This is a genomic window from Nonomuraea aurantiaca (assembly GCF_020215705.1).
Classification (GTDB): Bacteria; Actinomycetota; Actinomycetes; order Streptosporangiales; family Streptosporangiaceae; genus Nonomuraea; species Nonomuraea aurantiaca.
Window position 1 is genome coordinate 18,126 of the sequence record NZ_JAIWNB010000046.1, and the last position, 12,615, is coordinate 30,740.

Annotated in this window: 10 protein-coding genes and 1 pseudogene; 3 read left to right on the forward strand and 8 right to left on the reverse strand. The window is 69.3% G+C overall.

The window, feature by feature from the left end; translation table 11 throughout:
• Positions 1–241: 241 nt before the first annotated feature.
• Positions 242–657 (forward strand): annotated as a pseudogene (locus LDL49_RS51970) (YciI family protein).
• The gene (locus LDL49_RS51975; RefSeq protein WP_225302379.1) at positions 657–1,895 is read left to right on the forward strand and encodes an RNA polymerase sigma factor; all 1,239 of its coding nucleotides are present in this window, start codon (positions 657–659) and stop codon (positions 1,893–1,895) included. The pseudogene LDL49_RS51970 and the gene LDL49_RS51975 overlap by 1 nt, the downstream one beginning before the upstream one ends.
• On the opposite strand, the gene LDL49_RS51980 is transcribed toward LDL49_RS51975, so the two are convergent.
• The gene (locus LDL49_RS51980) at positions 1,860–2,099 is read right to left on the reverse strand and encodes a hypothetical protein (RefSeq protein WP_225302380.1); all 240 of its coding nucleotides are present in this window, start codon (positions 2,097–2,099) and stop codon (positions 1,860–1,862) included. The two genes, LDL49_RS51975 and LDL49_RS51980, sit on opposite strands and share 36 nt — an antisense overlap.
• Before the next feature lie 1,141 nt (positions 2,100–3,240).
• Between LDL49_RS51980 and LDL49_RS51985 the strand changes: the two genes are divergently transcribed.
• Complete coding sequence (locus tag LDL49_RS51985) at positions 3,241–4,356, forward strand: serine hydrolase domain-containing protein (RefSeq protein WP_225302407.1); 1,116 nt, start codon at positions 3,241–3,243, stop codon at positions 4,354–4,356.
• A 462-nt stretch (positions 4,357–4,818) separates the two neighbouring features.
• On the opposite strand, the gene LDL49_RS51990 is transcribed toward LDL49_RS51985, so the two are convergent.
• The 7 genes from LDL49_RS51990 to LDL49_RS52020 form a co-directional block, all read right to left on the reverse strand.
• Positions 4,819–5,295 (reverse strand): alpha/beta fold hydrolase, encoded by a 477-nt coding sequence (locus LDL49_RS51990; protein WP_225302381.1) that lies wholly within the window; start codon positions 5,293–5,295, stop codon positions 4,819–4,821.
• Positions 5,296–6,121: 826 nt separating this feature from the next.
• On the reverse strand, positions 6,122–6,436 hold the full coding sequence (locus tag LDL49_RS51995; protein ID WP_225302382.1) for a hypothetical protein: 315 nt from the start codon (positions 6,434–6,436) through the stop codon (positions 6,122–6,124).
• 126 nt (positions 6,437–6,562) lie between these two features.
• On the reverse strand, positions 6,563–7,213 hold the full coding sequence (locus LDL49_RS52000) for a plasmid pRiA4b ORF-3 family protein (RefSeq protein WP_225302383.1): 651 nt from the start codon (positions 7,211–7,213) through the stop codon (positions 6,563–6,565).
• A gap of 111 nt (positions 7,214–7,324) precedes the next feature.
• Positions 7,325–8,110 (reverse strand): SDR family NAD(P)-dependent oxidoreductase, encoded by a 786-nt coding sequence (locus LDL49_RS52005; protein WP_225302384.1) that lies wholly within the window; start codon positions 8,108–8,110, stop codon positions 7,325–7,327.
• A 47-nt stretch (positions 8,111–8,157) separates the two neighbouring features.
• A complete protein-coding gene (locus LDL49_RS52010; RefSeq protein ID WP_225302385.1) occupies positions 8,158–8,958 on the reverse strand; it encodes an alpha/beta hydrolase in 801 nt (266 codons plus the stop codon).
• A 25-nt stretch (positions 8,959–8,983) separates the two neighbouring features.
• The gene (locus tag LDL49_RS52015; RefSeq protein WP_225302386.1) at positions 8,984–9,748 is read right to left on the reverse strand and encodes an alpha/beta fold hydrolase; all 765 of its coding nucleotides are present in this window, start codon (positions 9,746–9,748) and stop codon (positions 8,984–8,986) included.
• Between the two features lie 84 nt (positions 9,749–9,832).
• Complete coding sequence (locus LDL49_RS52020) at positions 9,833–12,580, reverse strand: helix-turn-helix transcriptional regulator (RefSeq protein ID WP_225302387.1); 2,748 nt, start codon at positions 12,578–12,580, stop codon at positions 9,833–9,835.
• Positions 12,581–12,615 lie beyond the last annotated feature (35 nt).

A 12,615-nucleotide genomic window follows, 5' to 3' on the forward strand; every position in this document is an offset into this window, starting at 1 on the left:
GCGTCCATGCCCTCCCTGATCGCCTGGTCAACGACGTACTCTTCCAAAGCTGCGACGTTAAGCTTTCTGATCGGCATGGCGCCCATCGCTCAGGGGCCGGTCTGATGGGCGGAACGCGGGTCGGAGGGATCGGCCGCGGCGCGGCGAGAGATTTCTCCGGGGCCGTGTCGATCCGCGGGCCGCCCGTTCGACGTATGGGTGCGAGGGCCGAGAGGCGGCCCCGCCGGATGAGGAGAACGCGATGGCGAAGTACATGCTGATCATGCGGGGCACCGACGAGTCGAACGCCGCCATGATGGCCGACATCGACGAGATGATGGCCACGACCCGCCAGTTCATCGAGGAGATGGTCAAGGCCGGCGTTCTCCTGGCGGCCGAAGGACTGGACGATCCGAGCCGGGGCGTCGTGGTCGACTTCAGCGGCCAGGCCCCGGTGGTCACCGACGGGCCGTACGGCGAGACCAAGGAACTGTTCGGCGGCTACTTCCTGCTCGATGTCGCCTCGCAACAGGAGGCGGTCGAGTGGGCCAGCCGGGTCCCGGCGGCCCCCGGATCCAAGATCGAGGTCCGCCGGGTGGCCGGGAGCGACGAGGTTCCGCAGGCCGCCCAGTGATCGTCAAGGACGGGGCCGGGCGCGAGAGCAACGGGCAGATGTGATGGGTAGGGCCGATGTCGAGGCCGTCTGGCGGATCGAGTCGGCGCGGATCGTCGCCGCGCTGACCCGGTTCACCGGCGATTTCGGGCTGGCCGAGGACGCGGCCCAGGAGGCGGTGGCCGAGGCGCTGGTGTCGTGGCCGCTCGCCTGTCCGGCCAATCCGGCCGGCTGGCTGATGGCCACGGCCCGGCGGCGGGCGATCGACGCTATCCGCCGCCGGACCGCCCTGCAGGACCGATACGCCGAGCTGGCGGCCGACTTGGCGGTCGGCCCGGCGGCCGGCTCGGCGGTTGACGAGGACATCGATCCCGACAAGATCGATGACGACGTGCTGGCGCTGATGTTCATCAGCTGCCACCCGGTGCTCTCCCCTGAGGCCCGGGTGGCGCTGACCCTGCGCGTGGTCGGCGGGCTGTCCAGTGAGGAGATCGCCCGCGCGTTCCTCGTACCCGTGCCGACCGTGCAGGCCCGCATCACCCGGGGCAAGAAGACGATCGCGGCGGCCGGGGTGCCGTTCGAACTGCCGGCGGCCGCCGAGCGCCGGGAACGGCTGGGCGGCGTGCTCAGTGTCCTTTACGTGATCTTCACCGAGGGGTCGACGGCCACGTCGGGCGAGCGGCTGCTGCGCCCCGACGTCGCGTATGAGGCGATCCGGCTGGCCCGCACGCTGGCCGCGCTGCAGCCGGACGAGCCCGAGGTGCACGGCCTGCTGGCGTTGTGCGAGTTGACGGCCGCGCGCTTCCCGGCCCGGACCGGCCCGGACGGTTCACCGATCCTGCTCGAGGACCAGGACCGGCGGCTGTGGGACTTCTCGGCGATCCGCCGCGGGCTGGCCGCGCTGGCCAAGGCATCGACGCGCGGCCTCGGCCCCTACGGCCTGCAGGCCGCGATCGCCGCCACCCACGCCGCGGCGCCCTCCGTCGAGGCGACCGACTGGGAGCGGATCGTGCTGCTCTACGAGGTGCTCGGCCGGGTCGCGCCCTCGCCGGTGGTCGAGCTCAACCGGGCCGTCGCCGTGGCCATGGCCTCGGGCCCGGCGCAGGCCCTGGCCATCGTGGACGAGCTGATCGCCTTGGACCGGCTCCCCGGTTCACATCTGGTTGCGACCGTACGTGGTGAACTGCTGGCCCGGCTCGGCCGACGACCGGAAGCGCGCGCCGAGCTGGAGCTGGCGGCCCGGCTGTGCGCCAACCAGCGCGAACGCTCAGTGCTGCTGCGCAAGGCGGCCGCGCTGAGCTGACTTCTCCAGCTCGGCCGCGCGGGATTCGAGCACGGCCCGGATGCCGTCGACCGGCGTCGGCCCCGACGGCCAGGCGCAGCGGCGGCTCCGCACCTGCTCGGTCGACAGCGCCCACAGCTGTCCGCCGCCCACGAGGCCCGGCGGGTCACTGGCGTGGCGCGCAGGCCAGGCGCCGGGAAGCGGCGACGGCGAGCACGAGGCCACCGGGTCGGCTATGGCGGCACTGGATTGCGCAGGGGCACCCCTACCGGCTGCTGCTGCGTGTCGCGGTGACGGACATGCGCGACATCGAGATCCGCCGCAAGGTGGTGGGGGGTGAGCTTGCGGCGAACGAGCCGCTTGCGGGCCCACGGGCGGGAGTAGGTTGCCGGACACGCTGATCATCGATGGGGTGGAGATCGCCTTCGACGAGCAGGGCCCCGCCACGTCCGCACCGGCGGTGGTGTTCGTGCATGCCGGGGTCGCCGACCGGCGCATGTGGGAGCACCAGTTCCGGGCGCGCCGACCTGCCCGACACCGGCCACCTGGCACCCATCGAACGGCCCGTCGAGGTCCCTGCCGCCCTGATCTCGCTGCCTGAGCCGTAATCCCGCGCGCCTTGGCGGCGGTGCCGTGCTGGCAGATAACGCCTGGTCACGCGGCCCGTCAGGCTCGCCGGCTTGGAGAAGGCGCCGTGGCGGAGTTCGTATGGCGGGCGGTGGATCTGCCGGAAGGGACGGTGGCGGCGCCGTGCTGCCCCGGAAGCCGTGGCGAGCTGCTCGGTGCTGGTGCTCTCGCGCCTGGCAGTCAGGATGGCGAGCCCTGGGCCAGCAGCCGGCACAGCACCTCGGTCATGCCCCGCGCAGTGTGGAAGATCGCGCAGTTGGCCGGCAGCGAGCTGAGTTTGATCATCTTCTCCTGCTCGGCCGATCGTTGTCGGCGATGACCCCATCGTTGCCGAAGCGCGGCCAGCCGGAGAAGCCGTTGAAGTCCTCAGGCGAGCGCGCCGTGCAGACCGGGGGCCGCCGAACGGACCTGTCACCTGGACGTTCCGAATGTGCGTCTGCCGCATCTCACGGTTTCTTGAGCAGCGGTCACTGTCGGCGCGACCGTGACTTGATCATGACACGGCGCGGACGAGATGAGGACACGACTGGCCGACAGTGGATCGGGGTTGACCGGCGGGCGAGTTGCGGAGCGTGCCGTGAGACTCGGCGGCTTGTCACGTGTTGGCGATGGTGGCCCCTGGCATCTCCGACGCCTCCATGGCGTCCATCGGCGAGACGGCACGACGGGTCATCAGGTGATCCGCCCGCGCCATGTCGACCCTTTTCGTCCCCTCGAAGGAGTTCTCATCTTGAAGCACATGTCCGTTGCCGCCGCGACCGCGGCAGTTCTGCTGCTGGCCAGCGCCTCGCCCGCGACGGCCGCCGCCAGCGCGGCCGGCGACGTCCAGCAGGCCATGGAGGAGCTGGCCAGGACGCCCGGTGTCGTGGGCGTGATCGGTGGCGCGTACGTGGACGGCAAGGCCGCGGGCCAGGGCACCGCCGGGTCGCGGCTGCTCAACGGCAAAGGCGGCACGATCCCGGCCGACTCCCGCTTCTACATCGGCTCACAGACCAAGGCGATGGTGGCCACCGTACTCCTCCAACTCGTCCAGAAGGGCAAGCTCGGCCTGGACGACAAACTCGCCGGCCTGCTGCCCGAGGTGGCCGCCGACGGGCTGGTCGAACGAGCCGACGAGATCACCGTCCGGCAACTGGTCCAGCACACCTCCGGCATCCCCGACTGGTGGTCCCGGAGCGGCTCGACCGAACCGGCCTTCGACGTCTTCGACTTCACCACCTACTACCGGCCCATCGACATCGTCAAGACCACGCGCGGCCTGCCGCGCACCGGCGAGCCGGGCGAAAAGTTCGCCTACTCCAACACCAACTACACCCTCATCGGCATGATCATCGAGAAGGTGACCGGCAGCACCCTGGCGGACCAGATGGACCAGCGCCTGTTCCGCCCACTCGGCATGACCCGAACCTACGCGCTCACCAAGCCCCCGCAGGGCATCAAGGGCCCGCACGGGCACGGCTACTACCCCGACTCCACCGGTACCCTGCGCGACATGCACCGCGCCAACGCCAGTTGGGGCTTCGGCGCCGGCAACGTCGTCTCCACCACGCATGACGTCAGCACCTTCCAGCGGGCCTTCGACCAGGGCCGGCTGCTGCCGCCGTCGCTGCGGAAGGTCCTCGCCGGTGGCTCTGCCGGCGGCAATGGCAGCCGCAGCGCGCGGCAGGGCACGGAAAGTTGCGAAGAAGACCTGAACATGCAGGGCGGCTCGGGACTTGGCTACACCACACTGATCCTCTACTCCACCGATGGCCGGCGGCAGTTCGAGATCTCCGTCACGCGAAGCACCACCGACGACGCCATCATCCCCGCGATGGTCAAGGCCGGCCAAGCCGTCCTGTGCCCGACGGGTTGAAGCTCTCCGCGTCGACGACCTCGTCCCACGCCGGGTGCATCTCCTAGCCGCCCGGGCATCTCTCCGAAGTTCGACAAAGGCAGGATCGCCCAGCCAGGTCAGGCGCTCCTTGTTCGCTTTGAACGCCGAGGTGCGCAGCAGGTCGCCGACCGCCAGGTCGAACACCTCGATCGCCTCGTCGGCCGACTGGGGGGCCACGGTGGCGGCGAAGGCGAGCAGGGTGGCGAGTTTGCGATCGCCGGCCAGTTCGGCGACGGCCTGGGCGCGGGCGGGGTGGGCGAAGCGGGCCAGTGCGGCGATCTTGCCGGGCAGCAGGAGCTTGGCCTCCACCAGGCGGTGGGTGGCCAGATCGAACAGCACGACCGGGCGCTCGCCTGTGCTCCAGGCCCGTTGGTAGAGCAGGCACCGGCGACCATGGCCACCTCGCCGTCAAGTCCGAGTTCCATGCCGGCCTCCCGTCCATCAGCCGAGGCTGCCTGCGGCGACCAGCACGATCGAGACGACGGCATCCGGGTGCGAGACCATCACCGCGTGCGAGGAGTGGACGGTGCGGATGCGCGCGTGTGCTCGCTCGGCCATGAACCGCTGCCCCGCGGCCGGGATCGCGCGATCATCGAGTGTGATGAGGGCCCAGGAGGGGAGCGTCTTCCAGGCTGACTCGCCCGACTGCTCGTTGTTGGCCGTCATCGACAGCGGGCGCTGGGTGGCGGCCATGAGCGCGGCGGTGTTCGCGGGCAGGTCGGCGGCGAACACGGCACGGAAGCTGTCCGGCTTGATGTAGACGTCATAGTCCGTGCCGCTGGAGTCGGCGAAGGTTCCATGGACGAACACGATCGTCGGTTTGGCTGTGCTGCGAGCCTCCGCGGTGGCGGTGGCTGTGCCGAGAGGGGCCAGGGCGAGCAGGATGGCGGCCGTGAGGGCCAGGATGATGCGTTTCATCGTCTTCCTTCACTGATGTTCCATTGGCCGATGAAGGAGGACGTTAGGCAAGCTGCGGCGGCTCGGGCTTGAGTCAAGCGACTGCGGATCCCGGTGAGGTCGCTGTCGAATCCGGGGCAAATGTGGAGTGGTTGCCGAGGCGTCGCGGGCCGCTTCGGCAGGGGAGGCGCTGACCGGCACACCCCCAGCCAGCGATTCTGGCAGGCGAGTGACTCAAGAGATGCCCTGACCGCCCTTTTACGGTTGGAGAACGAGCAAGCTCGGCACCCTCGATCTGATCATCAACGGCGGCTTCGTGCCGCTCAGTGATCTCCTGCCCTGCCAGAGAAAGCGAGACCGGCCATGTCGCACCATCTTGACTCCCCAGCGGCCCGCCAGGACCCCCTGCCTCGACATCACCGACCTGTACGTCTTCCGTGGCGAGCAGGGGACGCGTTCGTCATGAACGTGTCGCACTCGATCGCCGGGACCGACATCGCGCGCGGCTTCCATCCGGACGGGAGGTATGAGTTCAAGATCGACGCGAACGGCGACGCCGTCGAGGAGTTGACCTACCGTTTCGCCTTCGCCGCGAAGGAGGCGGACGGCGCCCAGGCCTACGAACTGCACCGGCTGACCGGTTCTGACGCTGCGGACCCGCACGCTGAGGGGCGCACTTGTCGCCGACGGGGTGACGGGCCGCGTGACCGGGCTGGAGGGCGGCGGCCGAGTCTGGGCCGGAGAGGCCGGGGACCCGTTCTGGATCGACTGATCAGAGGGACGCCCCTCGCCTGTGGGCACCGTGTGGTGCCACCGGCGAGGGGCTGTAGGTGGAAGGGGCGCAGGGTCAGTACTTCTTGATGTCGAAGCTGTGACCCACGGCCTTTTTGTGTGTGCTCGGGCAGACGGCGACAGACTGTTCGCTGGGGACCGTCACCCAGCGACCCTTGACGGTCTTCGTGGTACTGCCGTTGGAACACTTGGCGATGGCCTGCACGTAACCCGAGCCCTTGTTGCAACTGGCCCACGTGGTGTTGGGCTGCCAGCCGATCCCGTGGTGGCAATCATCCGGTACGGGCTCCGCCTGCGCGGCGATCGGAGTGAGCGAGACAAACGCGACTGCGGCGGCAGACGCGAGAACAGCAGAGATCTTCTTGTTCATGGTCGGCGATCCTATAGACGACCGCGAGGCATTTTGGACATTCGCCAATATGTACAAATATCCGGACAAGTGTGCCGCAAGCGCCCATCGATCAAGTCGGCGTAGGCCTGCTCCTGCACGGCGTGATCACGATGCTGTTCCTCGGCATGGAGCATCGCATACCGGCTGTCGGTGAAGATCGGATAGTAGCGCCAGGAGGCGATTGCCGTCGCCGTACTCGACCCAGTCCTTGGCGAACAGGTGCAGGTGGTAGTTCTGCCAGCCCATCGCGATCTGGATCACGTTGTGCAGGTCGAACAGGCTGGCGGCCGACGGCACCTGGATGCGCCGCCAGACCAGCGGCCGGGCCTCCCGCAAGGCCACCTTGAACTGATGCACAGTGGTGGCCACGGTGGTGGGCGCGGCGGCCGCCGGCGCCGGGTCGGCGCCACCGTCAGGGTCCGGCTCATCATCGCCGCGTTCGACGACATCGCGGTGTTCGACGACACGGAGCACTCTGGCGTCCGTGTCGCGCAGCGCCGGGTCGAGGACCTCCGCCGGGGCGAGGACCTCTGTGACGGCGACGTCGACGACCCGCGTCCGGCGCACGGCCACGTCGGCGTCTACGTCGGTCTCGGCGTCCTGGCCGTGGTCGCGGGCAGCCTGGGCATCGTCCTCCCACAGGTCGTAGTCGTAGGGCTCGCCACGGGCCAGGCGCTCGGCGCGCATCCGCTCGCGTTCGGCGGCGGTGATCCCGGTCAGGAAGGGGGTCAGAACGCATAAGCCCAAAACCCACATTGGGATGATCTTACTGACAGGACAGCGGTGGAGCGGTGAAGGAGACCAGCGCAGACAGTTCGAAGAATGCCGCCCGGCCAGTTCCATCGCTCATCCTGAAAGCGGCCGGTTTCACAGGGTTTTGGTGAATCCTCCGTCGATGACGAAGTCGGTGCCGGTGACGTTCCCCGCCCGGTCGCTGCACAGGAGCAGGACCAGGTCGGCGATCTCGTGCGGGTGAGTGAACCTGCCGGTCTCGGCTTGAGCGGCGGTCTGCTCGGCCACCGCTTGCGGGTCGGCGCCGCTCGCGCGGGCGACGGTCGCGGCGACGCCTTCGTCTCCGAGCCACAGGTCCGTGGTGACGGGGCCGGGACTGATGGTGTTGACTCGGATGCCGTGGGCCCCGACCTCTTTCGACAGGGCTTTGGAGAAGTTGGTGAGGGCGGCTTTGGCGGCGCTGTAGTCGATCACTGCCGGGTCGGGCAGGAAGGCGTTGACCGAACTGATCGTCACGATGTTGCCATGCCCGGCGGCGAGCATGGTCGGCAGCGCGGCGCGGGTGGTGCGTATCGTCGCCATCAGGTTGAGCGTCAGGCTGTGCAGCCATTGTTCGTCGGTGACGTTCAGGAATCCTGTCAGGCGCGGCGCGACCGCGCCGACGTTGTTGACCAGGATGTCGAGGCGGCCGTGTGTCAGCGCGGCGGCGATGAGGTGGGCTGGGCCCGCGGTGGTGGCGAGATCGACTTCGATCGCCTGCACGCTTCCTCTTCCGCCCAGTTCTTTCAGTTCGGGTGTGCTTCGGCGTGATCCGGCGACGACGTGGACTCCCTCCTCGACCAGGGCCTGGGTGATGGCCAGTCCGATTCCCTTGCTGGCGCCGGTCACCACCGCGACCTTGCCGTGCAGTTTCAAGTCCATGGCATCCCCTTCTGTGGCACAGTCCGCGGCGGATCGCTTTCGCTCGTCTACAGGTCGTACCCGGCGAGCCAGGTCAGGCACGTCTCGGCCACCTCACGCCAGCCGTGGTCGATGGTCAGGGAGTGGCCGCGGTCGGGGAACTCCTGGAAGTCGGTGATCGCGGTGGAGTCCCGGTACTGCTTGAGGGTCGCCTTCGTGACGGTCTCGGGGACAGTGTGGTCCTTGCCGCCGGCGATCAGCAGCAGCGGTCCCCGGGCGTTGTTGCCGGTGTCGACCTTGGCGGGGGAGTGGGGGGACAAGTTGGCGGCGGCGGCCTCGAACAGCGGCTTGCCCGGTGCGGGGATGGTCCAGCGTTCGTACAGTTCGGCGGCCTCCTGAGCGGGGATGGCGTTGCCGAACGCGTAGGTGAACTGGTCGAGGGTGAGGGAGACGGCCCGGTGTTTGTTGGCCGGGTTCTTGAACACCGGCAGGGTCGAGCGCAGCGCCGACAGCGGCAGCGGCAGTACCCCTTTGATCTGTGCGGCGTCGATCGCGATCGCGGCTCTGGCCAGGTCTTGCCCGAGGAGCTTCTCGGCGATCATGCCGCCGAAGGAGTGGCCGATGAGGATCGGCTTGACGTCCAGGGCGTTGATGATCTCCGTGTAGTGGGCGACGACGTCGTCGATGCCGTGGTCGGCGATGTTGTCGGGGTTTTTTCGGGACAGTTCAACGCTTTCGCCGTCGCCCGGCCAGCCGGGGGCCGTCGCGTCGTAGCCGGCGGTCGTGAACAGCTCGGTCCAGGGGGACCAGGAGGTGGCGTGCAGCCATAGGCCGTGGATGAAGATGACAGGAATGGTCGGTGTGGTCATCGGTTGCTCCTCAAGAACACGGCTGTCATGCCGGATGGGTGTGCTTGACCGCCTGGGTCGCGGTCGCGGCGGTGCGGATGTGGCCGGCCACGGCTGCCGGTTGTGACAACGCGATCGCGTGTGAGGCGTCGACCTCGATGGTGTCGGCCCCGGCGCGCTGGGCCATGAAACGCTGTGCGGCGGGATGGATCGCCTGGTCGGCGGTCGCGACGACGTACCAGGACGGCAGACTCGTCCAGCTCGCGGCGGGAGAGCTCTCCTCGAACGCCACGGCCGCGATGGGGCGCTGCGCGACGGCCGCCACCGAGGTGAGGCGCTCAGGCAGGTCGGCGGCGAAGACCGCCGGAAAGTGGTCGTCCTTGAGGTACAGCTCCACGGCCTCCTCTCCATCGCCTGTGCGGAAGACGGCCGGCCGCAGCGCCGGGCCCAGCAGGCTGTCGGGGAAGCGGCCGGTGAGGTCCAGCACGCTCTCCCCTGCGTCCAGGGCGAAAGCGGTCACGTAGACCAGCCCGACCACGTTGCCCGGTTGGGCTCCGGCCCGGGTGATGACCACACCGCCGTAGGAGTGGCCCACCAGCAGGACCGGACCGTCGATCGCGGCGACGACGCCGGCGAGGTAGGCGGCGTCGGTGGCCGGTCCGCGCAGCGGGTTGGCCACCGCGGTCACGGGGATCCCGGAGGCTTGGAGTTCGGTGATCACGCCCGCCCAGCTCGAGGCGTCCGTGAAGGCGCCGTGGACCAGTACGACGGTCGGCGTGCTGCCGTTCTTGAAGGATCTGCCTGTGGTCATGGCCTCACCGTAGGAAGCCCTCTGCGTGCCTCGCGTACGTCACATGACTGCGTCACTGAGCGTCACCCGAGCGAGGCGGTGAGGTCAGGCTGTTACGCGCAGGGCTGTGCTCAACGCCGATCGCGAGGTGATCCCCAGTTTGGGGAAGATCCTGTAGAGGTGGGAGCTGACGGTTCGATGGGACAGGTAGAGTTTCTCGCCGATTTCCCGGTTCGTCAGGCCGTCGGCCGCCATCTGGGCGATCTGGAGTTCCTGTGCGGTCAGCACGTCGCGTGCTTCGCGGTTGCGGTTGCGGCTGCTCTCGCCGGAGGCCCGCAGTTCGTGGCGCGCTCGTTCGCTCCAGGGGATGGCTCCCAAGGCGTCGAACGTCTCGCGAGCCGTGCGCAAGGGCGCCCGCGACTCGGCCGTACGCCGTTGGCGCCGCAGCCATTCGCCGTAGGCCAGCTGCACCCGGGCTCGCACGAAGGGCCATCGCCGCAGGTCGGCGCCGAGCGCGGCATCGAAGAAGGGTTCTGCTGCCGCCTCATCGGCCAGAACGGCGCGGGCGTAGCGCAGGTCGGCGTGCAAGGACGGCGACGGTGTGGTGAGCGCCACCGTCTCCAGTTCCTCGATGGTGCCGGCGATTGCGCGGCTTTGACCGCTGTGCACTGCGGCGTCCGCGAGTTCGGCGATGGAAAAGCAGCGTAGCGCCAGGTGGAAGGCGGGATCGGCGGGGTCGTGCATTCGTCGCAGGTGGTCGAAGGCGTCGGCGTAACGTCCCTGGCCCAGCGCGGCGAGCCCTCGCGCATGCTGCACCGTGGCCAGCACGGGGCGGGCTCCGATGGGCAGGGCCACCTGCTCGGCCGCCGCCGCGAGGCTCTCCACGCGATCTTGTTCGCCGCGTAGCGCGGCGAGCACCGCGCCCGTGGCCTGAGCGATGGCGTGCATGAGCGGCTGGGATGTCTCGTGCGCCAGACGGGCGGCCTCCTCGGCCGCGGGAATGGCCACGCTCAGGTCGGCCAGCCGGGCCGCGCTCCACGCCTGTGCCCCGAGGTCTCGTGCCAGGAGGCTGAGCCGGCCCTGCGCGCGCAGGGCCGGCAGCGAGGCGGCGCAGAATTCCTCTGACAGGTCGAATGCTCCCACCATCAACGCCGAACTGCCGAGCAGGCGGGCCGCCAGCCGGTCGCCGGTCGGGTGGGCGGCCAGGTGGCGTAGTCGCTCGATCACGACCTTGCCCCGTTCGATGGGAGCCGCGAACGCCAGGACCGTCAGCAACCGCCCGTCCAGGTCGTCGACGGGCAGGCCCTCGGCCACGGTGACGACGCGTTGCCGCGACCGCTCGTCAGCATGCGCCCAGAAGCATCGCAAGGACGCGCTGGACAGGAGTTTCAGTGCGAGCTCGACGTGTCCCTGGGCCGCCATGCTCTCGGCGAGGTCGGCCAGGGAGTGCGCTGCCGCGCTGTCGTCGCGGATGCCGTCCTCGAAGGTCTCGCGGATCCACACGATACGGGCTCGCTGCTGGGCCGACAGTTGCAGCCGCTCGCCTTCGCCCAGCAGTCGCGTGACGATGTCGCGCCGTCCCATTTCGGCGGCGTACTCGGCGGCGCGCACCAGCCGTTCGGACCGGTGAGCGGGATTCTCGCTGAGTCTGGCGGCGTGCTCCAGCGCCGTGACGGCCGACAGCAGGTCGCCCCGACGTCGCACGCTTTTGGCCGTGGTCTCCAGCTCGACGGCGATGGTCTCATCCGGTCTGGGGGTGGATGCCGCGCGGTGCCAGAGGCGACGGTCCGGCCAGCGGGTGAGGACGTCGGCCAAGGCGGCGTGCACCGCGTGCCGCTGGGAGATGCTCGCCCCCTGGTAGATCGCCGAGCGCATGAGCGGGTGCCGGAACGACATTCCGGCTTCGTGCACGTCGACCAGCCGTACGGTGACAGCGGGGGCCAGATCGTCTGCCGTGACCGGTACGCCGGTGATCAGCGCAGTGGTGTCGAGGGTCTCGGAAAGGGCGGTGCTGTCGTTGAGGGCGGCGACCAGCAGCATGGTCCGGAGGATCGGCGGGAACCCCGAGATGCGGGCGGTGAAGGTCTGTTCCAGCCGGGTGGTCAGCGGCAGCCACTCCGGTGGTAGGGGTCCCTTCCCGTCCTGGGTTTCTGCGGCGATCGGGAGCTCGACCAGGGCCAACGGGTTTCCCGCGGCCTCCCGCAGCAACCGTGTGCGCACGGCCGGCGTCAGGGTGGGGCTGCCGGCGTCGAGCAAGGCGGTCGCAGCGCTGTCATCGAGCCGATCGAGGAGTAGCTCCGGCAGCTCTGCGCCGTCAAGGGGGCTCTGGAAACCGTCGCGTATCGCGGCCAGCAGCACGATCGGTTCGGAGTCCAGCCGTCGCGCGACGAAGGCGAGCACGTCGGCGCTGGCGCGGTCCAGCCAGTGAGCGTCTTCGACCAGGAGTAGGACGGGCGAGCGGGCGGCGGCTTCGCTCAGCAGGTTCAGCGCCGCCAAGGCGATGAGGAACGGGTCGGGCACCCGGGCGTCGGTCATCCCGAACGCCGCTCCCAGCGCGTCGCGCTGCGGGGCGGGCAGTTCCCCGATCTCGGTACGAAGGGGGAGCAGCACCTGGTGCAGGCCGGCGAAGGGCATGTGCGTCTCTGATTCCACACCCGCTGTCCGCAAGATCCGCATGCCACGCGCGGCGGCGATCCCCGCCGTGTCCTGCAGCAGGGCCGACTTTCCGATCCCCGCCTCGCCGCGCACCAGCATCGCCCCGCCGCTCATGCGGATGCCGTCCAGGAAATCGCCGAGACGCCGCTGTTCGGACTCCCGCCCGAAAAGTGCTCTTACTGGCTGATTTGCTGGCATATGAAGCCATGATCGCTTGCTCTCGGGGTCCCGTC

Bases quoted from the DNA above. Each gene is read 5' to 3' on its own strand.
- LDL49_RS52005 (WP_225302384.1), bottom strand. From the start codon at position 8,110: ATGGACTTGAAACTGCACGGCAAGGTCGCGGTGGTGACCGGCGCCAGC.
- LDL49_RS52015 (WP_225302386.1), bottom strand. From the start codon at position 9,748: ATGACCACAGGCAGATCCTTCAAGAACGGCAGCACGCCGACCGTCGTA.
- LDL49_RS51975 (WP_225302379.1), top strand. From the start codon at position 657: ATGGGTAGGGCCGATGTCGAGGCCGTCTGGCGGATCGAGTCGGCGCGG.
- LDL49_RS52020 (WP_225302387.1), bottom strand. From the start codon at position 12,580: ATGCCAGCAAATCAGCCAGTAAGAGCACTTTTCGGGCGGGAGTCCGAA.
- LDL49_RS52010 (WP_225302385.1), bottom strand. From the start codon at position 8,958: ATGACCACACCGACCATTCCTGTCATCTTCATCCACGGCCTATGGCTG.
- LDL49_RS51995 (WP_225302382.1), bottom strand. From the start codon at position 6,436: ATGAACAAGAAGATCTCTGCTGTTCTCGCGTCTGCCGCCGCAGTCGCG.
- LDL49_RS51990 (WP_225302381.1), bottom strand. From the start codon at position 5,295: ATGAAACGCATCATCCTGGCCCTCACGGCCGCCATCCTGCTCGCCCTG.
- LDL49_RS52000 (WP_225302383.1), bottom strand. From the start codon at position 7,213: ATGTGGGTTTTGGGCTTATGCGTTCTGACCCCCTTCCTGACCGGGATC.
- LDL49_RS51985 (WP_225302407.1), top strand. From the start codon at position 3,241: ATGTCCGTTGCCGCCGCGACCGCGGCAGTTCTGCTGCTGGCCAGCGCC.